Origin of the sequence: Nitrososphaera sp. (assembly GCF_050748925.1) — an archaeon.
Classification (GTDB): Archaea; Thermoproteota; Nitrososphaeria; order Nitrososphaerales; family Nitrososphaeraceae; genus Nitrososphaera.
The window spans coordinates 1-18,434 of the sequence record NZ_JBOGQF010000018.1; the positions used below are offsets into that span (position 1 = coordinate 1).

Annotated in this window: 19 protein-coding genes and 1 pseudogene; 14 read left to right on the forward strand and 6 right to left on the reverse strand. The window is 55.8% G+C overall.

Going from position 1 to position 18,434, the window contains the following annotated elements:
- Window positions 1–123, reverse strand: a pseudogene (locus ACREAY_RS02740) (ABC transporter ATP-binding protein); the annotation flags it as partial.
- Window positions 124–267: 144 nt separating this feature from the next.
- Between ACREAY_RS02740 and ACREAY_RS02745 the strand changes: the two are divergent.
- From ACREAY_RS02745 to ACREAY_RS02765, 5 genes are all read left to right on the forward strand, one after another.
- Window positions 268–558: a hypothetical protein gene (locus ACREAY_RS02745; protein WP_431754231.1), complete on the forward strand. Its 291-nt coding sequence runs from the start codon at window positions 268–270 to the stop codon at window positions 556–558.
- Window positions 559–611: 53 nt separating this feature from the next.
- Window positions 612–1,298: a diphthine--ammonia ligase gene (locus tag ACREAY_RS02750; protein WP_431754232.1), complete on the forward strand. Its 687-nt coding sequence runs from the start codon at window positions 612–614 to the stop codon at window positions 1,296–1,298.
- A 2-nt stretch (window positions 1,299–1,300) separates the two neighbouring features.
- Window positions 1,301–2,671, forward strand: coding sequence for a signal recognition particle receptor subunit alpha (locus ACREAY_RS02755; protein ID WP_431754233.1), 1,371 nt, complete (start codon window positions 1,301–1,303; stop codon window positions 2,669–2,671).
- Window positions 2,664–3,770 carry a tRNA pseudouridine(54/55) synthase Pus10 gene (locus tag ACREAY_RS02760; RefSeq protein WP_431754234.1) on the forward strand — a complete coding sequence of 369 codons (1,107 nt, stop codon included), beginning with the start codon at window positions 2,664–2,666 and terminating at the stop codon, window positions 3,768–3,770. The genes ACREAY_RS02755 and ACREAY_RS02760 overlap by 8 nt, the downstream gene beginning before the upstream one ends.
- Before the next feature lie 68 nt (window positions 3,771–3,838).
- Window positions 3,839–5,068 carry a hypothetical protein gene (locus tag ACREAY_RS02765; RefSeq protein WP_431754235.1) on the forward strand — a complete coding sequence of 410 codons (1,230 nt, stop codon included), beginning with the start codon at window positions 3,839–3,841 and terminating at the stop codon, window positions 5,066–5,068.
- Between the two features lie 133 nt (window positions 5,069–5,201).
- On the opposite strand, the gene ACREAY_RS02770 is transcribed toward ACREAY_RS02765, so the two are convergent.
- Entirely contained in the window at window positions 5,202–5,603 is a 402-nt protein-coding gene (locus tag ACREAY_RS02770) for a winged helix-turn-helix transcriptional regulator (protein WP_431754236.1), read from the reverse strand.
- A gap of 228 nt (window positions 5,604–5,831) precedes the next feature.
- On the opposite strand from ACREAY_RS02770, the gene ACREAY_RS02775 reads away from it, so the two are divergent.
- The 3 genes from ACREAY_RS02775 to ACREAY_RS02785 all read left to right on the forward strand — a co-directional run bounded on the left by ACREAY_RS02775 (window position 5,832) and on the right by ACREAY_RS02785 (window position 9,941).
- The gene (locus ACREAY_RS02775) at window positions 5,832–7,289 is read left to right on the forward strand and encodes an MFS transporter (protein WP_431754237.1); all 1,458 of its coding nucleotides are present in this window, start codon (window positions 5,832–5,834) and stop codon (window positions 7,287–7,289) included.
- Between the two features lie 317 nt (window positions 7,290–7,606).
- Window positions 7,607–8,332, forward strand: a complete 726-nt coding sequence (locus ACREAY_RS02780) for a hypothetical protein (RefSeq protein WP_431754238.1) — start codon at window positions 7,607–7,609, stop codon at window positions 8,330–8,332.
- Window positions 8,325–9,941, forward strand: coding sequence for a nucleotidyltransferase domain-containing protein (locus ACREAY_RS02785; RefSeq protein WP_431754239.1), 1,617 nt, complete (start codon window positions 8,325–8,327; stop codon window positions 9,939–9,941). The genes ACREAY_RS02780 and ACREAY_RS02785 overlap by 8 nt, the downstream gene beginning before the upstream one ends.
- On the opposite strand, the gene ACREAY_RS02790 is transcribed toward ACREAY_RS02785, so the two are convergent.
- Together ACREAY_RS02790 and ACREAY_RS02795 are read right to left on the reverse strand one after the other, a co-directional pair.
- Window positions 9,942–10,154, reverse strand: coding sequence for a 30S ribosomal protein S27ae (locus tag ACREAY_RS02790; protein WP_431754240.1), 213 nt, complete (start codon window positions 10,152–10,154; stop codon window positions 9,942–9,944).
- Window positions 10,154–10,528, reverse strand: a complete 375-nt coding sequence (locus ACREAY_RS02795; protein ID WP_431754241.1) for a 30S ribosomal protein S24e — start codon at window positions 10,526–10,528, stop codon at window positions 10,154–10,156. Before ACREAY_RS02795 ends, ACREAY_RS02790 begins: the two co-directional genes overlap by 1 nt.
- A gap of 91 nt (window positions 10,529–10,619) precedes the next feature.
- On the opposite strand from ACREAY_RS02795, the gene ACREAY_RS02800 reads away from it, so the two are divergent.
- From ACREAY_RS02800 to ACREAY_RS02810, 3 genes are read left to right on the forward strand one after another with little or no spacing between them, the layout of a single operon-like run.
- The gene (locus ACREAY_RS02800) at window positions 10,620–11,030 is read left to right on the forward strand and encodes a hypothetical protein (RefSeq protein ID WP_431754242.1); all 411 of its coding nucleotides are present in this window, start codon (window positions 10,620–10,622) and stop codon (window positions 11,028–11,030) included.
- A gap of 9 nt (window positions 11,031–11,039) precedes the next feature.
- Window positions 11,040–12,488 (forward strand): menaquinone biosynthesis decarboxylase, encoded by a 1,449-nt coding sequence (locus ACREAY_RS02805; protein WP_431754243.1) that lies wholly within the window; start codon window positions 11,040–11,042, stop codon window positions 12,486–12,488.
- Between the two features lie 20 nt (window positions 12,489–12,508).
- Window positions 12,509–13,450, forward strand: a complete 942-nt coding sequence (locus ACREAY_RS02810; RefSeq protein ID WP_431754244.1) for a GNAT family N-acetyltransferase — start codon at window positions 12,509–12,511, stop codon at window positions 13,448–13,450.
- A gap of 8 nt (window positions 13,451–13,458) precedes the next feature.
- Here ACREAY_RS02810 and mqnC read toward each other — a convergent pair whose 3' ends face one another.
- Complete coding sequence (gene mqnC, locus ACREAY_RS02815; RefSeq protein ID WP_431754249.1) at window positions 13,459–14,556, reverse strand: cyclic dehypoxanthinyl futalosine synthase; 1,098 nt, start codon at window positions 14,554–14,556, stop codon at window positions 13,459–13,461.
- Between the two features lie 110 nt (window positions 14,557–14,666).
- On the opposite strand from mqnC, the gene ACREAY_RS02820 reads away from it, so the two are divergent.
- The 3 genes from ACREAY_RS02820 (at window position 14,667) to ACREAY_RS02830 (ending at window position 17,553) form a co-directional block, all read left to right on the forward strand.
- Window positions 14,667–15,785 (forward strand): radical SAM protein, encoded by a 1,119-nt coding sequence (locus ACREAY_RS02820; RefSeq protein ID WP_431754245.1) that lies wholly within the window; start codon window positions 14,667–14,669, stop codon window positions 15,783–15,785.
- 88 nt (window positions 15,786–15,873) lie between these two features.
- Window positions 15,874–17,097 (forward strand): cation:proton antiporter, encoded by a 1,224-nt coding sequence (locus ACREAY_RS02825; protein ID WP_431754246.1) that lies wholly within the window; start codon window positions 15,874–15,876, stop codon window positions 17,095–17,097.
- A gap of 147 nt (window positions 17,098–17,244) precedes the next feature.
- Window positions 17,245–17,553 carry a hypothetical protein gene (locus ACREAY_RS02830; protein ID WP_431754247.1) on the forward strand — a complete coding sequence of 103 codons (309 nt, stop codon included), beginning with the start codon at window positions 17,245–17,247 and terminating at the stop codon, window positions 17,551–17,553.
- Here the strand turns inward: ACREAY_RS02830 and ACREAY_RS02835 are convergent.
- Window positions 17,550–18,374 carry a menaquinone biosynthesis family protein gene (locus ACREAY_RS02835; RefSeq protein WP_431754248.1) on the reverse strand — a complete coding sequence of 275 codons (825 nt, stop codon included), beginning with the start codon at window positions 18,372–18,374 and terminating at the stop codon, window positions 17,550–17,552. The two genes, ACREAY_RS02830 and ACREAY_RS02835, sit on opposite strands and share 4 nt — an antisense overlap.
- Window positions 18,375–18,434: the final 60 nt, after the last annotated feature.

Below are 18,434 nucleotides of genomic sequence, written 5' to 3' on the forward strand. Positions count from 1 at the left end.
CTCTAATGCAAAACTGACGCCGTCGACTGCCTTGACAAACTCGGCGCCCTTGAACATCTGGCGAAAGCCCTTTTTTACGGGGAAATACTTTTTCAGGTCCCGTGCCTCGACAAGCGCGCCCAATTGTGCAGTGTGCGGGGTCTGCCGATATAAACAATAGCCATGGGGAGGATACCGGCATGCTGGGTTGGCAGGTTACATGTGGCGGCATCGTGGCAAATGTCGATGCCAATAACTCATAATAATTCTCTGCACCTTTAATGACCAATGGCTAAAGGTGGAAGGAAGACTTTTGGGGACAAGCCAAAAGGAAAGGCCAAGCACAAAGGCGCAAAAGGCAAGGCTTCCAAAAAGAAAACCGGAAACAAGATCAAGACCAAGGCCAAGACTGCAAACCGTAGAGTCAGCAAAAGGCAGCAGCAGGTTGCCAAGGGCAAGGCGACGGCTCCCAATGAAAGCCCGACCATGAGGAACAGGGAGCTCGATGAAGCAGCGCCTGCGGCCATCAGCGGTGAGATGGAGGCTTCAACGACAGCCAGGTCGTCGGCCGCAGCATAACCATACACATCGCAAACAATAGCCAGATATTGAGCGGTCGCCGCGTCAGCGGCATGAAGCTGGCTGCGCTCTACTCTGGCGGCAAGGATAGCACCTACTCTATCTACAAGGTGCGCGAGATGGGCCACAGCGTCGAGTGCCTGATTACCATGCATCCTGCTGCCGACGACAGCGCCCTCTTTCACTACCCGAACAGCTGGGTGACAGAGTACCAGGCGCAGGCAATGCAGATTCCTGTCCTTGGCTTTCAGGTCGCCGGCAAGAGCAAGGAAGACGAGACCCGGGCGCTTGAAGAGGCGATAGTGCAGGCCAGGGCGCTCTACAATATAGATGGCGTGGTGTTTGGCGGCATATCAAGCGTGTTTCAGAAAAACGCGTTTGAGGGAATATGCGAAAAGCATGGGTTGCAGGCAGTGGCGCCCATCTGGGGAGTCGAAGCCGAGAAATATTATGCAGAATTACTGGACAAGAAATTTGAGATAATGGTTGTAGGAGTCTCGGCGATGGGGCTTGAAAAAGAGTGGCTCGGCAGGACCATCGACAACACGGCACTTGCAACACTTGCCCGGCTTTCCAAAAAGTACTGCTTTAACCTCACGTTTGAGGGCGGCGAAGCCGAGACGCTGGTGACAGGCTGCCCGCTCTTTAACAAGAAATTGAGGGTAAAAAGCTCGAATGCCCGGTGGGACGGCCAGAGGGGTATATTTGAAATACTGGAAGCGGAGCTAGTAGGTCAATAGCCATGTTTGACAACCTGCGCGACGGGCTGAGGAGCGCGCTCAAGAAAATCGTCGGCGCCTCTGACATCAACGAGGAGCTCATAGACTCGCTCTGCAAGGACGTCCAGCGCGCCCTTTTGCAGTCAGACGTCAACGTAAGGCTCGTCCTCACGATTACAAAGAACCTCAAAGAGCGCGCCATGCAGGAGCAGCCGCCAAAGGGCCTTTCGCGCAAGGACCACATCGTCACGATACTTTATGGCGAGCTTGCCAAGATGCTCGGCTATTCCGGCGAGATTGCAACCATCGACAAAAAGGGCGTCGACGACGACCCGGGCGCGACCGCGTCCTTTCAGCCCGGCAGGCAGAACGTTGTCCTGATGCTCGGCATCCAGGGCTCTGGCAAGACGACTGTAACGGGCAAGATGTCCAGGTGGCTCACGAAACACGGCTACAGGGTCGGCGTGGTAGGCGCTGACACGTGGCGCCCAGGCGCGCTGACGCAGCTAAAGATGAACTGCGCCAAGATCAACGTTGAGGTGTACGGCGACGAGAACAGCAAGGACGCAGTTGCGATTGCCAAGCGCGGCCTCGAACACTTCAATCCTCAAAACCTAGATGTCGTGATCATCGATACCGCCGGCAGGCACAAAGAGGAGGCCGGCCTCTTGCAAGAGATGAACGACATGTATAAAGTCGCCACGCCGGACCTGGTGTTGCTCGTGATAGACGGCACGATAGGCCAGCAGGCGTTCAGCCAGGCCGAGGCGTTCCACAAGGCGGCGCCGGTGGGCGGCATCATACTCACGAAACTGGACGGCACGGCCAAGGGCGGAGGCGCGCTTGCAGCTTCTGCCGCCACGGGCGCCAAGGTGATGTTTATCGGCACCGGCGAGCGCATCGACGACTTGGAGCAGTTCTCGCCGACGGGCTTTGTCGGCCGGCTCCTCGGCATGGGCGACATCAAGGCGCTCCTTGAAATGGCAAAAGGGCTGGAGATGCAGGCAGACGAGAATCAGGCAAAGAGGGTATTGTCAGGCAAGATGACCATCGAGGACTTTTACGCGCAGATGGAGCAGGTGAGCAAGATAGGCTTTCGAAACGTCATTGACAACATGCCGGGGCTCTCTGGCATGGTCAAGGAAGACCAGCTGGACGCAATGCAGGAGCGCATGGAAAAGTGGCGCTTTATCATCCAGTCGATGACCAAGGAAGAAAAGAAGGACCCGGACCTGGTCAACGAGGCGCGCCGGAAGCGCATAGCCCGCGGCGCCGGGATGGCAGAAGGCGAGATCAAGCACCTGATACAGCAGTACAACAATTCCAAGACCATGATGAAGCAGTCCAAGGGCCGGCAGATGCAGGGCCTCATGAGGAGGTTCGGCATTGGTTGATGCGCAAAAGAGCCTGCTCCTGCTGAAGGAATACTCGCTCTGCCGCCACTGCCTCGCAAGGCAGGCCAGCACTTCGAGGAGGCAGGCCGGCAAAAAATGCTACATCTGCCGCGGGCTCTTTGACGACCTCGACGGCCTTGCGGGCAAGGTATTGGCAGCTGCGAAACAGTACCAGTTTGAGACCTTTCTCATCGGCGCGACTTTGCCGACGCAGCTCTATGAAAGGGAGGACGCGCTGCGCGCCCGGCTAAAGATACGGGGCCGCGAGAACATCAAGAACCAGCTGACCCGGGAGCTTGGCCTGCGATTGACAAAAATGACGAAAAAAAAGGTCGACTACCACAGGCCGGACATCGCGGTAAACCTCTCGATAATCCGGGACGGCGACGCGGAAGCGACTGCGAGGTCAAGGCCGCTTGCGATAGAGGGGCGCTACGTCAAAAAGGCGCGCGGCCTGCCCCAAAAGCAGGAAAAGTGCGCCATGTGCCTTGGCAAGGGCTGCAACCTCTGCGACGGCTCTGGCCTCGCCGGCTTTGAGAGCGTAGAGGGCATGATTGCAAAGCACCTCATGAAGGCGACAAAGGGGCAGGCGCCCAAATTCTCGTGGATCGGGAGCGAGGACAAAGAAAGCCTCGTGCTCGGGCAGGGCCGGCCGTTCTACGCAAAGATCTCGGACCCAAAAGTGCGCACGCCAAAAATGAAATTCAAGGAATCTGGCATCGAGGCGAAAATAGTCTCTGTCCTTGACGACGTGCCGGACACCCAGGCGCGCTTTGCGGTCAAAACAAGAATTGTCGGAAAATGCGAAAGGCCGGTCAGTGCGGATGACGTCAGGCAATTAAGGTCGCTTGCAGGCGCCGAGGTGAAATTCGAGAACAGGTCCAAGATTGCTGCGAAAAGGATCCATTCCGCGCAGGCAAAAAAGGCGGGCGATAGCGAGTTTCAGCTCACGTTACATGCGGACGGTGGCCTGCCGATCAAGCAGTTTATCGGCGGCGAGGAGTATATGGAGCCCAACGTCTCAAAGTTGCTTGGGGCAAAGTGCGAGTGCGTGACATTTGACGTGCTCGCCGTGGAATTGCATTCCGCAAAGCCTTGACTCCGCGTTAAATATCGGGCAATGACCTTGTTCCTTAAGAACGAGCGAGAATATGGCGTAATCACCGCTTGAAAAGACAGACCTCTGCTTTGTTCTTGGTCCTTGGCGCGGCAGGCGCACTCGCTGCTGCACTAGCGTTCACACTCGGGGGCGCGTTATACTATTCTACTGATCTCAAACCAGAACCACCTGACAACTCCGTTACTGAAACTAGTAAGATTGGAGTAGATGCACGGGATGACATCTTTGCTAAACTTACAAAACAGTCATGGTGCAATCGGGAAGCTACAAGGGGTTCTCCTTTTCCAGATTATGCGGACTACAAGTTCAAAGCAGACGGGACTTATGAATGGCATTTCTTCACAGATTCCACTCCTGCTTCAAGTGGTGAAGGCAAGTGGAATTTCGAAAAAAACTCGGCGGGTAGCTGGCTCCTTCTCTATGATGACGGAGCAAGGCAGCGATTCACTCTTTACGAAGATGGCACACTGACCTTTGAAGGAATAGACCTGAATCCTTGCGATCCCATCACTATTTCAAATCCTTATACCGCTGCCACTTTACCCGCAATTCAATTACCTAGCGATGCAAAGCTAGTTGCAGAGAAGCTAACTTTACAGAAATGGAAAAGGGCAAACGATTTCGATCTTGATTATGAACCTACCACCATTGAATTCAAGAAGAATTATGAATACATTGCCACTTATCGCGGCGGGGAGTGTCAGAATGACGGCAACTGGTATGTAACTGCTAACGGAATCGTTGGAGATAGCCTAACTAACGATTGCGATATAAGAGACGACACTTACCCTGAGAACCTTTCTGCTAAGCTGCTGAAAAATGATTTCCTATTCCTGAATCATGATCTTTATACACCTGAAAACTATCCGTTGGAAAAAGGCGTGATTTGGAGCGTTTTTGGTTATTCAGATGTTGTCAGTATCAAAGTGGAATATGATATGCCGATAATCAGCGGCATCCCTAACAAATTTGACGTTGAAATGACAAATGTCGGTAGAGAAGATTATCCGGGACCGGTGACACTACAGAGATTTTCTGTTACTGAAGACTATGTTAGAAATTATAGGCAATCTCTCACCACGACATCTCAGCAGGTAGATGAGATTGGTGGTATAGATCTTGGCTCGAAAATTCTGTCACCCGGACAGACCTATAGATTCTCTTTTGATGTGACTTTTCCACACTCAGGAAAGCAATCGATGTACATCAACGCTTTGATAGACGGACCGACTCAGGCTTGGGACACTCATCAGCACTACTCTATTGAGGTCCTGTAAGTGGTAAAGACTATGCTGCTATATGTCATGATGGTTGACGAATCCTGGTATTGTATGTCAGCGGCAAATCCATTGCATATATCTATTAACGGCAGATCTGCGGCCAAATCATTTCCAATACTGGCGATTCCTCCTACGGATGGGTGCATCCATACACCTGTTCAAATTTTCTTACTTTTCCATCCTTGAACACGTCTTTTGCACAGTACTTCATAGAGAATGCGGCCATCTGGTCTAGGATTGGCTCCAGCGCCCTGCCTTTTTCAGTAAGGATATATTCAATCCTGACAGGAGTCTCGTGAAAGACCTCTCGCGTTATCAGCCCGTCCTTTTCCATTTCCTTCAGCCTTGCTGAAAGTACCTTTGCATTGATGTCTTCTATTTCGAGGAATTGGTTGAATCTCATCTGGCCCCGGTGCATCATGTTCCGAAGTATCAGCATGGTAAATTTCTTGCCGATTATCCTGAACGAGTTGTTGATAGGGCACACCTTCATGTGCTGGTCCATCCACTGGACCTGTTTCTCTTCTAACAAGTTACCAGATGCTCACCTGCTTTCCATATTGCCACTTGCCAATTTATATACTTACCCTGCGTTATCTGGTAACGACAGGTAATTTAGAAAATGAAAAACCCGATTATGCCATCGATTGGATTATCGCTGCAGTACAAGGCGGCAGTTATATTTGACGCCGGCCGGCATGATGTCGCCAAGCACACGGTAGTGCCGTAAAAAGCCTATAGCGAGCAAAAGGTGATAGAATTGGAAGCACAAAACAACAAGACAGCAACAGTCAGCCGCTCGGCATGGTTTACCCTTGCAATACTCAGCAGCACGCTTTTGGCAGTCATGTTCTCCGAGACCATGCTCCTGCCCGCCATCCCGGAGATCATGCGGGACTTTTCCATTCCGTACGGGACGGCTGCGTGGATATTCAGCGCGTACCTGATAGTTGCCGCCGTGATGACCCCTATCGCAGGCAGGCTGTCAGATATTTACGGCAAAAGAAAGGTGTTGCTCACGCTGCTTGCAATCTATATCGCCGGGACTGTTGCCGGCGGATTTGCAGACAGCATTTCGTTCCTGCTTGCCAGCAGGATAATCCAGGGCGTCGGCCTGGCGGCAGTCCCGGCGGCCTTTAGCCTCCTCAGGGACTCTTTCCCGCCGGCCAAGCTCGCCATCGCCGTGGGGGTGTTTGGGTCGGCGTACTCGGCCGGCTCGGTAGTCGGCCTCCTGGCGGGAGCCAGCGTCATCCAGAACTTTGGATGGCATGCCACCTTCTTCTTTATAGCCCCCATCGCGGCCGTGGTGACGCTGTTGATCGCCCGGTTTGTCAGGGAGGAACAGCCGCCAAAGGCCAGGGAAAGTGCCCCGGACAAAAAGCGATCATCAATAGACATGAAGGGCGCGGTAGCCCTTTCGGCCACGATAATCTCGTTCCTGATGGGGCTGACGCTTGTAGAGACCGGCGTAAGCGCGGAAAGCCTGCCGCAGATTGCCGCCGCATTCGCAGCGTCGGCAATTTCGTTGTTAATCTTTGTCGCCATAGAGGGACGAATCGCATCGCCCTTGCTTGACTTGCGGCTGCTGAGGGACAGAACGCTCCTGCCGTCTTACCTCATACTGGTGTCCACGGGGATTGCCATGTTCATAGCATATCCGTCCATAGTGCAGCTGGTGAGGAGCCCGGCGCCGCTGGGATTTGGAGGGGACGCAATAGACGCTGCAAACGTCCAGCTTCCCTTCATGATAATGTTCCTGGTATTTGCAAGCGCGACTGCATTTATCATAAGCAGGATAGGGAGCATAAAGCCGACCATCATTGGCGCGGTCATCAGCCTGGCAGGGTCGCTCGGCCTCTTGATGTTCCACTCGACGGAATTCGCAGTGTCTGCAAGCTTGGCGGTAATTGCCACCGGCCTGTCGCTGACAAGCACGGCGGTATGGAACCTGGTCGTATCGTCGGCGCCCAAAGAGTTCATCGGGATTTCGACAGGGGTAGGCGCCCTCTTGCTGTTCGTAGGGATGGCGATAGGCCCGGCGCTGGCAGGGGTGTACATGGAAGACAAAGAAACGATTGAAGGAGTCGGAGGCTCGTACCCCTCTCCAGAATCGTACAACCTGATCTTCATCACATCAGGATTGCTGTCGGCAGCCTCGCTCGGGTTGGCATTGATGCTCCGGAAAAGGGCGGCGGGGCAAAGGGCAATAGAGGCTTAGTTGGGTGCGATCCGCCCGGCCTTTTTTGACGGTGAACGGCAGCTGCTCTGCCTCACCCCCGCGCAGGCCGCACTTGCGTTTTCATCGCCACCATAAAAGAACCAACTCTTGGCCGCATTTTTTGCTGATAAACTGAAACATACACGTGGCGCTACTTTTCCTCCCGCCGCACTTTTACGCCCCGCTCTGCAGGCAGTATAAAAGAACAATTATTTTCGCGGTTTTCCACTGGAAACGCGCGCTAGGGCTTTCATATGCTATTGGATGCCGGCAGTTGTCAGTAACGTTTTTGTTTGACAACGGACAGTGAAACCCCGATGAGCTTTGACCCGCTTTACAAGGTCCACAACGCCGCAGGCGCGGGCCAGATCCCTGACAAAGCCTACAAGCTCCTTGCTGAAAGGTTCCCGCTTGTCATGGAAGGGATCAAGAGGGTCGAAGACGCGTCGGGATTAAAGTACCCGTATTATTACGTCGAGCCTGCAATGATAGTGTCGACCTCTGCGGTCGAGTTTTCGCAGTTTGGGATATTCTTTGCCCGCACAATCCCCGTGGTGGGCGAGGACAACCATCTGCGCGTAGTGGTGCAGCTGACGGCGCCCTTGGTGGCGTACGGCCTGAAAGGCACGATACACGCCATCCTTGCGCACGAGTTCATGCACTACCTCGAGCTCGTGAGCAGGATAGTAAAGATGCGCATCGTCTCTGACGAACTGTCCGGCACGCTCTTTGAAGGCAGGTACGCCGACTCGGGCAGGCTGCTCGAAGAGCGCGCCGTCTTCAAGTCGGACCCGACGCTGATAAAGCACATCACCACAAGGTTCCCCGAGGGATTCCGAGACTTGAAACTTGAAGACAAGGCGATAAAGCTGTGGATGGACAAGGGCCTTCCGATGACGCGCGTGCCCATAGACGCCAACGTCATAAAAATCCCGATAGAGGCCATGGCGAGCCTCCAGGTGGAGCAGGCCGTCAAGGACAAGATATCCGAGTACGAAAGCGTAAAACTGCGCAAGAGAAAGAACGATCCGGGCTATGGCTAGCCTGGCGCCGGAAGAGCTTGCAATCGTGGACAGGTGCATAGCCAGGATAGCAAAGGGGCGCGCCGTGGCAGCCGCGTGCGTGTACGGGTCAAAGGCCGCCGGCTATGCGCGCCCGGACAGCGACATCGACCTTTTGGTCGTGCTTGACGACTACCGGTACAAGGTAAAGTACGCCTACGTAAAAGAGTCCGGCGTCCACGTGTCGGCGCTGGTAGTCGACAAGGGCGCGCTTGAAAAGGACGCCTCCCGGGGGTACCTCGGCGAGTTTGTGGCCGGCAGGCTCTTGCACGTCTACAGGCCAGTCGTCAACGCCGCGTTTCTCGAGGGCGTGGAGAGGGCGTGCAAGCGCAGGATTATACTGGAGGAGCTGCACGAGCTCGTAAAGACGTCAGGAGTCCTTGCGACCGAGATATCGTTCCCGCTAGAGTACGTCCTGTTTTCTAAAGTAAAGCGCAGGGCCGCGCTGTACCCCGCCGCCGCGTACAGCTATTACAGGACGTACGCGGACGGGCGCAACCTGCGCGCCGCCCTTGCCGGCTACAAGGACGCGCTTGCAGACATTGTCTCAAAGGACGGCGAGCTCTTTGAAACAAGCGGCGGCGAGATCCGCATCTCGGAAAAGCGCATCGGCGTCGCAAAAGGAGAACCTGCGCTCCGGCTTGCCCAGCGCATGCACGAGTTCAGCTCTTACTTTATTCACTCGTACGCCGGCAGGCACATGTTCCACATGGCAGTCGTCGAGGCCGAGGCCAAGATCCGCCGCCACATGCGCCAGCCTGTCGAGTTCCCTCCCTTCATGGCGTGCCCCGCCTGCGAGTACCTGAGCCTGCCGGAAGGATTGTTGATATCCGACAGCAAAAGGCAGGACTGGCTCGACATGGTCGCCAAAAGCCACGGCGTCTCTCGATATTCTGTCTCCCGGCGCCGGCTGGGCAACGCAAACAGCCGGACCGTGCTCTATGCTCTCGATGGGCTAAAGCTGGCAGTAAAGGACATGTCCAAAAGCAAGGCGGTAAAGTGGGCGGCGCTTTCAGTCTGGACGGCGCCGGTGAAAAAGTTCCGCGTGGGGCCGCTCCTGCGCCTCGGCTACGAATACCGGGCGCTCCGGCACCTGCGGAAACTGGGCCTTGCGACGCCGGCCGTCGAGGCCGTGGTGCTTGACCGCAAGGTGCTCGTATTGCAATTTGTCGAGGGGCGCAACGTCGCCGGCATCATCCGCGACTCGCTTGCAAGCAGGGACGCAGACCTTGCGCCATTGAGAAAGGCCGGCGAGCAGATGGCCCGCGTGCACGAGGCCGGGCACGCGTTTGGCAACATCAAGCCCAAGAACGTCATCATCGGCGACCGGCTCTATTTCACCGACCTTGACCAGTTTGCCTTTGAAGGGGGCGACCCAGCGTGGGACGTGGCCGAGTTTGTCAGCTGGGGCCTGAAAGAGAGCATGAACGACAAGGCCGCCGCGGCTATAGCAAAAGAGTTCCTGTCCGGCTATGGAAACGCGGGCGTGATAAAAAAGGTCGCAAACTCGCGCCGGTACATCGAGGCGTTCTACCCCGTGCTTGTGCCGGCGGTGGCGCAGGCCATCAAAAAAGAGATGAAAAAGTTCTAGCTACTTCTTTGCCTTTTTGGGCTGTTCCTTGCGCGCAAACTCTGTGTAGCCGCACTTGCCGCATGTGAACCTGTCCTTGTGCTCGGCCATAAAGACGCCCTTGCCGCACTTTATGCACTCGCGCTTGTTCCGAGTCACCTTGTCGCCGTCTACCTTGTAGAACTTGTAGACTGACACTTCGCCCTTTTTCGGGGCTTTCTTGTTATCTGCCATTACTTCTTGGCGCCTCCCTTTTCAGCTGCGGCCGCCTGCTTTGCCTTTAGCGCGGTTGCCTTTTCCTCGTCCAAAAGCTTTTTCCTGTCTGCCTTGGGCATCGTCCTGAGCATCCTGAAACGGGGCAGCTGCTTCTTGGCGACTTCCTCGCTTTCATAGACGTAGAACGTCGCGTGTATATCGGTCATGCCGGTTTCGCAAAAGAGGTTAATCGGGATAACTGCCTTTTTGTCAACTCCAAGCTGGCCTGCCATCTGCTCGGCAGCTTCTGTCTTTCTCAGCTTGCCCGCGGCTCCCCTGAACAGCGCCTTTACCTCGCGCCTGCCCAAAAGCGAGTTCTTGCGGTCTTCGATCAATACTAGTTCCTGCGACAAACTGGAATTATCGCTGCCTGTAACCCATTTAAGTATTTGCTTGAACCCGTGCGGGAAAATCAAATATACCTCGTGGCGTATCGAATAGCAGTTGAAGCCATCATTCTTTCAAGAGATTTGCGACAAGGTTGTGACGCTTGACAAGTCAATACGGTTCGTGGGCATCGCCGACGCGGACGGCAAGCTCGTCGCGGTGGCAGAGCGCAAGGGGCTAAAGGCGATAATGACGCCTGAAGAGCGGGCGCAATACGCCATCACCGCGGCCACCCGCCAGTTCACCCGGCTCAGGTGGGAGTTTCTCCTCGGCAAGATTGGCTACGCGTCGTCATATTATGCAAAGCTGATACGCGCCACCATACCGATTGCAGACGAGAACAGCCGGCTCTACTACGTCATGCTGCTGTCTTTTGACGTCTCCGCCGGCGACATGGTGCACGGCATTATAACGAAAAAGATACTGCCCCTGGTAGGCAAAAACACCGCCAAGTTCCTAAAGGACTAGTATTGGCAAATGCCGTTTGAAAGCCTGGGGGAATACGTGCAGGCGCTCGAAGGCGCGGGCGAACTGCGGCGCATCAAGGCAAAGGTCCGCGCAGACCTCGAAGTCGCCGAGATCATGCGCCGGCTCATGTACAAAAAGGACCAGCCTGCCGTGCTCTTTGAGAACGTGGAAGGGTCGCAGATGCAGATCCTCGGCAACGCGTTTGGGACCATGAAAAGGTTAGAGATGGCGCTTGAATCCACTGATTTTACCGACATCGGCAAGCGCATCGTAGAGCTCACCAGGATGAAGATGCCGTCCGGCATGTTGAACAAGTTAAAGATGCTGCCCAAGCTGTCAGAGATCGGCGAGTACGGGCCAAAGTACGTGGACAGCGGGCCGGTGACAGAAGTGACCGAGACTGACAAGGCGTCGCTCAACTCGATGCCGGTGCTGAAATCGTTTGCAGGCGACGCAGGCCGGTTCATCACCTTTGGCATGACCGTGACAAAGCACCCCGAGACTGACATCCGGAACCTGGGCGTCTACCGCGTCCAGATAATCGACGACAGGCACGCCAGCATGCACTGGCAGACCCACAAGCGCGGCGCGCAGCATTACAGGATGCTAAAAGAGCAGGGCAAAAAGATAGAAGCGGCCATCGTAATCGGCGCGGACCCTGCGACCGCATTTTCAGCAATCGCGCCGGTGCCGGAAGGCATGGACAAGTACCTCTTTGCAGGCATAACGAGGAAAAAGGGCGTGAAACTTGTAAAGTGCAAGACCGTCGACCTGGAGGTGCCTGCCAACGCGGAAATCGTGCTTGAGGGATACGTGGATCCAAACGACATGCGCATGGAAGGGCCCTTTGGCGACCACACCGGCTATTACACGCCGGCAGAGCCGTTCCCGACGTTTACCCTGACAGGCATCATGAGGCGCAGCAACCCCATCTACCTGACTACTGTCGTGGGCAAGCCTGTACTTGAAGACGCCTACATTGGCAAGGTCATTGAAAGGTCGTTTCTGCCGCTGATACAGATGTTCCATCCCGAAGTCGCCGACTTTTCCATGCCGGGCGCCGGCTGGTTCCAGGGGCTGGCAATCATATCGATAAAAAAACAGTACCCCGGCCAGGCCAAGAAGGTGATGATGGGCCTGTGGGGCATGGGCCAGCTGGCGCTGACGAAAATGTTTATCGTGGTAGACAGCGACGTCAACGTCCACGACATGGACGACGTCGTCTGGGCAGTGACCACGCGCGCCGACGCCGCCCGCGATACAATGATCATCGGCAACGCCCCGACTGACACGCTGGACCCCGCTTCGCCCCTTGTAAACCTGGGGTCCAAGATGGGGATTGACGCCACGCAAAAGACGAGGGAGGAGGGCTATATGCGAGAGATCCAGCAGCTTGCAGTCGTCGACGACGCAACGAAAGCGCTGGTGGACAGGCGCTGGAAGGAATACTTTACATAACATCAGAGGGAAAAAGTGGCGTGACAGAGATTGTGATCCGGCAGATGCAGGAAGGCGACCTGCCTGAAGCAGACCGCATAATGAGGCTCGCCTTTGGCACTTTTCTCGGCCTGCCCGATCCCATGTCGTTTTCAGGAGACGCAGATTACATCGGCACCCGCTACCGCGCCGACCCGCCTGCCGCGCTGGTGGCAGAAATTGACGGCAAAGTTGCAGGCTCTAACTTTGCGCTGCACTGGGGCAGCGTCGGCGTGTTCGGCCCGCTGACTGTCCATCCCGATTTCTGGGACAGGGGCGTGGCGAGGCGCCTGCTCGAAGAGACGATGGGCATCTTTGCAAAATGGCAGGTGAAACACGCGGGCCTCTTTACGTTTGCACAGAGCAGCAAGCACGTCCACCTGTACCAGAAATTTGGCTTTTGGCCGCGGTTTCTCACTTCAATAATGTCAAAGCCCGTGGACAGGGTCATGGACGCCAACCTGGTCAGGTACTCGGAGCTGAGCGCTGCCGAAAAAGAACAGGCCGTAGAGGCGTGCAAGAACCTGACGGGCGGGATCTACGGCGGGCTGGACCTCAGAAAAGAGATCCATTCTATCGATAAGCAGCGTCTCGGCGACACTATACTGACCTACGACGGAGGCTCGCTGGCAGGCTTTGCAACCTGCCATTGCGGGGCCGGGACTGAAACCAGCAGCGGCAATTGCTACGTAAAGTTTGCCACGGCCCTGTCGGGCCCGGGCTCTGCAGAGCGCTTTGACGGCCTGCTGGACGCGTGCGAATCGTTTGCACACTCGCAGGGGCTGTCGCACATCATCGCCGGCGTCAACACGGCCCGCCACGGCGCGTACAGAAACATGATCGCGCGCAAGTTCCGCACCGACATACAGGGAATTGCGATGCACCGGCCAAACGAGCCGGGCTACAACAGAGAAGATGTCTACCTGATAGACGACTGGCGGTAAAACCACTGCTAGTAGTGCCTGATTGTCTGGTATGAATTGTTGCGCTCTGCCGGCCTGTATCCCGCCTGCTTTATCGCTGCAATAATCCTGTCAGACGTCAGTTCAGTCGACCTGGCGCCCGTCGCGCTCACCACTTCCTCGCCTATCAGGGTGCCTCCAAAGTCGTCGGCGCCGTGGCTCAGCGCCAGCTGCGCCATCCCGATGCCGTTTGTGAGCCACGACGACTGCAAGTGGTCTATAAGCCCAAAGAGCATTATCCTCGATATCGCAATCATCTTTAGCAACTGCAGGCCCCCTGACGGGTATTTTATCAGGCCCTCGGCCTGCATCTCGGTGTTGTTGGGCTCAAAGCTCCACGGGATAAAGCACGCAAAGCCGCCGGTCTTTTCCTGCAGTTGCATTATCTTCATTATGTGGCGCGCCCTGTCCTCCTCGGTCTCGACGGTGCCGTACATCATTGTCGCGACCGACTTCAGGCCAACGCCGTGGGCCTCTTCCATTATGCGCAGCCAGTCGGCGCTCTTTATTTTCAGCGGGCTTATCTGCTCCTTGACGCTGTCTTCGAGGATCTCTGCGCCGGCGCCGGCAAAAGTGTCCATCCCCGCCGCCTTTAGCCTCGACAGCACTTCCTTCGTGCTGGACTTTTCCACCTTGGCTATCATGTCGACTTCGGACGGCGACAGGCCGTGGATGCCGACTTCGGGGCACTTTTCCTTTATCGCCCGGAAAGCGTCTTCATAGTATTCTATCTTTAGATTCGGGTTGTGGCCGCCCTGCATGAGCACCTGCGTTATGCCAAACATCTGACGCGACGTGGCGACGCGCCTAACAATCTCGTCCTTTGGCACCGTGTACGATTCTTCGTGCCCCGGCGGCCTGTAAAAGGCGCAGAACTTGCAGTAGGTGACGCAGACGTTGGTATAGTTCAGTATGATGTTGTTGACAAACGTGATGTTGTCGCCAAAAAGCCTCTGGCGCAGGACGTTGGCAACTAGGCCCATCGAGTATGCGTCCTCTGATTTCACGAGCCGTATGCAGTCGTCGAGGCCAAGCCTCCTTCCGGCAAGCGCGCCGTCCAGAACGTCGCTGATGTCCGACTTTTTCATTAGCTCCTGGAGCAGGCTCTGCAAACGTGATTCAGGAGCCTGAGAACATATTTAATCTATGTGCCATTGCGAGCCTAAACTTATAATGTCCTTGGCGCCTATCGCAATCGTTGCAGTCCATAGACGCCGTCGGCAAGGTTGGCGGGACGGCCGCGCTTGAAAAGGCGCTTGCAGGCGAGGAGCTGTCATATGAAGACGGCGTGCAACTGATGAACGACGAGAACCTGTTTTTGCTCGGAGCGGCTGCTGACAAGATGCGCCGCGACCTGTCCGGCAACACCGTCACATTTGTCGCGTCTTATTACCTCAATTACACTAACGTCTGCGCAGCGTCGTGCCCGCTGTGCGCATTCTACAGAAAGGGCGACGAAAGCGACGCCTATACGTTATCTACGGATCAAATAGTGGGGAGGGCGAAAATCGCGATAGAGCAGATGGGCGCGACGGAACTGCACATCGTGGGCGGCTTTCACCCCAAGCTGGGCCTTGACTATTACGAAGGCATGATGAACGCGATAAAGGCCGCGTACCCCAAGGTCGCGATAAAGGCGTTCACCCCTGCCGAGATATTCTTTATCGCCCGGCTGACGCACAACACGGTCAAGGAAGTGCTCCTGCGGCTAAAGGAAGCCGGCCTTGACGCGCTGCCTGGCGGGGGCGCCGAGATTTTTCATCCGGACACCCGGAAGAAAATAGTGATAGGGAAATGCTCCGGCGACGAGTGGCTCGACACCGCAAGGCAGGCGCACGAGCTAGGCCTGCGCAGCAACTGCACCATGCTCTTTGGGCATGTAGAGAAACCGGAGCACGTCGTCGACCACGTGATAAAGATACGTGAACTGCACAAAAAGACCGGCGGCTTTACGACGTTTATCCCGCTAAAGTTCAGCCTCGAAAACACGGAACTGGAGCAAAAGGGGCTGATAACGGCCGAGAGTCCTTCACCCTATGACCTGCGCGTCATCGCAGTGTCACGGCTGCTGCTGGGCGACACGCTGCGAAACCTATCGATATACTGGGTGGCGCTTGGCAAAAAGATAGCGCAGGTCGCGCTTTCATACGGGGGAAATGACATGGTCGGCACGGCCTACTCGGAGGAAATTTTCAAGGCCGCCGGCAAGGCATCGGGGACATCGCTGCAGGAGCTGGCGAGCATGGTGCGCGAAATAAAGCGAGAGCCGGCCCAGCGCGACACGTTTTTCAACATAGTGCGCCGGTTCAATCCGTAGACTACGGACAAACCGGTCATGGCTATATACTTGATAGCTGGTGAATAGGGGGTTGGTATCCAGAGGATTGCCGTAATCGGGGATCTGCTTGGCAGAGTCAGAAATACTCCACATTCTCGTCACGGTGGCTGTGCTGCTGTTTGCGGCAAAACTCTTGGCCAGACTTGTAAACAAGATGAAACAGTCGGCGGTGCTGGGAGAAATCATCGCCGGGATAATAATCGGGCCGTTTGCCCTCGGCGGCCTTCCCCTGATAAACGGTGAGCCACTTGCAGTCATTGACGAGACAATCCTTCACATCGGCGAAGTGGCAGCGATAATCATCCTTTTTGTCGCAGGTATGCAGACAACGCCAAAAGAGTTTGCCAAGCTAGGCGCGCCGTCGTTTACAGTAGGCGCCCTCGGGGTAATTGCCCCATTCTTTGTGGGCTTTTTCGTCCTTTCAAGTATGGGCATTGAAACACTCCCTGCAGTCATTGTGGCAACGGCGTTGACTGCTACAAGCATTGCCATCTCTGTGCAGGTGCTGGCTGAGCTTAGGCGGCTGCACTCCCGGGAAGGCAGGCTGATACTTGGAGCGGCAGTCGCAGACGACGTACTCGGCATAGCTGTCTTGTCAGTGGTCCTGACCATGGTAAATACCGGTACGGTCACTGCTGACATACCAAACATCGCGCTTTTGCTGTTGCAGATACTTGGGATATACTGCGCCATCCTTGTCGCTTCTGTGTTCTTGGTGCCACGTCTGCTCAATTCAAGGCTATGGGAGCCAAAGGGCAGCGCGGAAGTGGCGGCCACGGCGACGTGTTTTGCTATCTCTGGCGCGGCTGCATTTGCTGGGCTTTCGCCCATCGTGGGCGCATTTGCAGCCGGGATGGCCGTGACGGCTTCCAAGGCGGCAGCCAAAATACGCGAATATGCCGAAAAACTAGAGGTCTTTTTTGCACCCCTGTTCTTTGCCATCGTTGGCGCTCAGGTAGAACTGAGAGGCGCTAACCTGGAAGTTCTGGCTCTTGCCGGAGTTGTCATTGCTATTGCAGTGGTTACAAAACTGGTGGGCTGCGGCCTGCCCGCCATGATCTTTTTGAAGGACAGGCGCAAGTCGATGAAGGTCGGGATCGGCATGATCTCCCGGGGCGAGGTGGGGCTGATAGTCGCAGCAGCGGGCGCTTCTGCGGGCGTCCTTTCCGGCGCGCTCTACACTACTGTTGTGATCATGGTAGCGGCAAGCACGATAATCACGCCGGTTTGGCTCAAAGTTGCGTATCGAAAAGAACCGCCCGAGGCTTCTGCCTTGGAGCAGGTCCGCTGACCCGTTGCCAAGAGTGAAAAATGTGAGTTGATTTTAAATTCATGAATGCCGATACGTGGCGATGCCTGCCTATAGGGCAACATACTATGCTGCAGTGGCTTGCACGGCCATAGCCGGCATATACTGCACCTCACGCTTGCTCCGAACATGCTGAATTTTAACACAAATGGAGCAGTCCTCTTTTTCGTCGGAGGAACTGCGAAGCTGTTCTGGGCTCTCCCGATGGTGAGAAGGTGGGGCAAGGCGTGGTACGCCGTGGGCATCGGCGGCACGGCGGTGATGGTGTTGATATGGATAATAACGAGGATGCCGGGGAACCCCATAACCGGCAGGGGCGGCGGGGTAAACGAGATGGCAATGGCAGTCGAGGTGCTGCAGGGCGCGTTCATCGGCCTCTCGATAGCCATAATCGCGCTTGAGGCCCGCACAAAGAGCGTCAAGACAGCCGGGGCCTAGACGACGTCTATTTTGACGTCAAAGTCGATTATCCTGCGCTCGCGGGCCATGGCAAACATCTTTTCAATGGCCTTCCTGCCCGACGGGCCCATGTCGCGTGTGATGTCGTTGACGTACATCTTTACGAATTTCGTGATGGTCTCCCTTGGCTGGCCGCGGGCGTACTTCATTGCGTAATCTATAGAGGCGTCGACGTTGTCAAGGCCATATTCTATCGACTTTATGAAAAGGCCGCTGAACTCTTTAAGCTGATCGCGGGTCATCGTGCGGGCGCTTGCGACGTTGATGCCCAGCGGGACGGGCAGGCCGCCGGTCTGCGACGACCACCATGGGCCCAGCTCCAGCACGGCTGCAAATTTAGCTTTATCAAAAGTTATCTGCGCCTCGTGGATTACGAGGCCGGCGTCCACCTTGCCTGACAGCACCGCTTCCGGGATGGCCTCAAACGACATCTCGACTTCCTTAAAGTCGCCGGCGGCAAGTTTCAAGAGCAGGTTTGCTGAAGTCATCCTGCCCGGTATCGCCACCGTCGCGTTCTTCAAATCCTTCATGTTCCTGTCCTTTCTTGCAATGACTATTGGGCCATAGTCCAGGCCGAAACTGCCGCCCCCGCGCAGGATGACATAGTCCTGCAGGTAGGCGTAGGCGTGCGCCGAGACTGCCGCGACGTCCAGCTCGTGCCTCTGCGCCCGGCGGTTGAGCGTTTCAATGTCCTGTATGACGTGCTTTATCGTAAAATCGGACTTGACGGCGCCGGAGGCAAAGCCGTAAAACATGAACGCGTCGTCGGCGTCCGGCGTGTGGCCCAGCGTTATTTCCATCAGGTCCGGTCCGGCCCGACGGCTATTAAATTGATGCGGGCGTTAGAAATTAGGCAACAT

Excerpts from the sequence above, each read along its gene's own strand:
- ACREAY_RS02835 (WP_431754248.1), bottom strand. The coding sequence starts at position 18,374 with ATGGAAATAACGCTGGGCCACACGCCGGACGCCGACGACGCGTTCATG.
- mqnC (WP_431754249.1), bottom strand. The coding sequence starts at position 14,556 with ATGAAAAAGTCGGACATCAGCGACGTTCTGGACGGCGCGCTTGCCGGA.
- ACREAY_RS02790 (WP_431754240.1), bottom strand. The coding sequence starts at position 10,154 with ATGGCAGATAACAAGAAAGCCCCGAAAAAGGGCGAAGTGTCAGTCTAC.
- ACREAY_RS02750 (WP_431754232.1), top strand. The coding sequence starts at position 612 with ATGAAGCTGGCTGCGCTCTACTCTGGCGGCAAGGATAGCACCTACTCT.
- ACREAY_RS02755 (WP_431754233.1), top strand. The coding sequence starts at position 1,301 with ATGTTTGACAACCTGCGCGACGGGCTGAGGAGCGCGCTCAAGAAAATC.
- ACREAY_RS02745 (WP_431754231.1), top strand. The coding sequence starts at position 268 with ATGGCTAAAGGTGGAAGGAAGACTTTTGGGGACAAGCCAAAAGGAAAG.
- ACREAY_RS02785 (WP_431754239.1), top strand. The coding sequence starts at position 8,325 with ATGGCTAGCCTGGCGCCGGAAGAGCTTGCAATCGTGGACAGGTGCATA.
- ACREAY_RS02805 (WP_431754243.1), top strand. The coding sequence starts at position 11,040 with ATGCCGTTTGAAAGCCTGGGGGAATACGTGCAGGCGCTCGAAGGCGCG.
- ACREAY_RS02830 (WP_431754247.1), top strand. The coding sequence starts at position 17,245 with ATGCTGAATTTTAACACAAATGGAGCAGTCCTCTTTTTCGTCGGAGGA.
- ACREAY_RS02780 (WP_431754238.1), top strand. The coding sequence starts at position 7,607 with ATGAGCTTTGACCCGCTTTACAAGGTCCACAACGCCGCAGGCGCGGGC.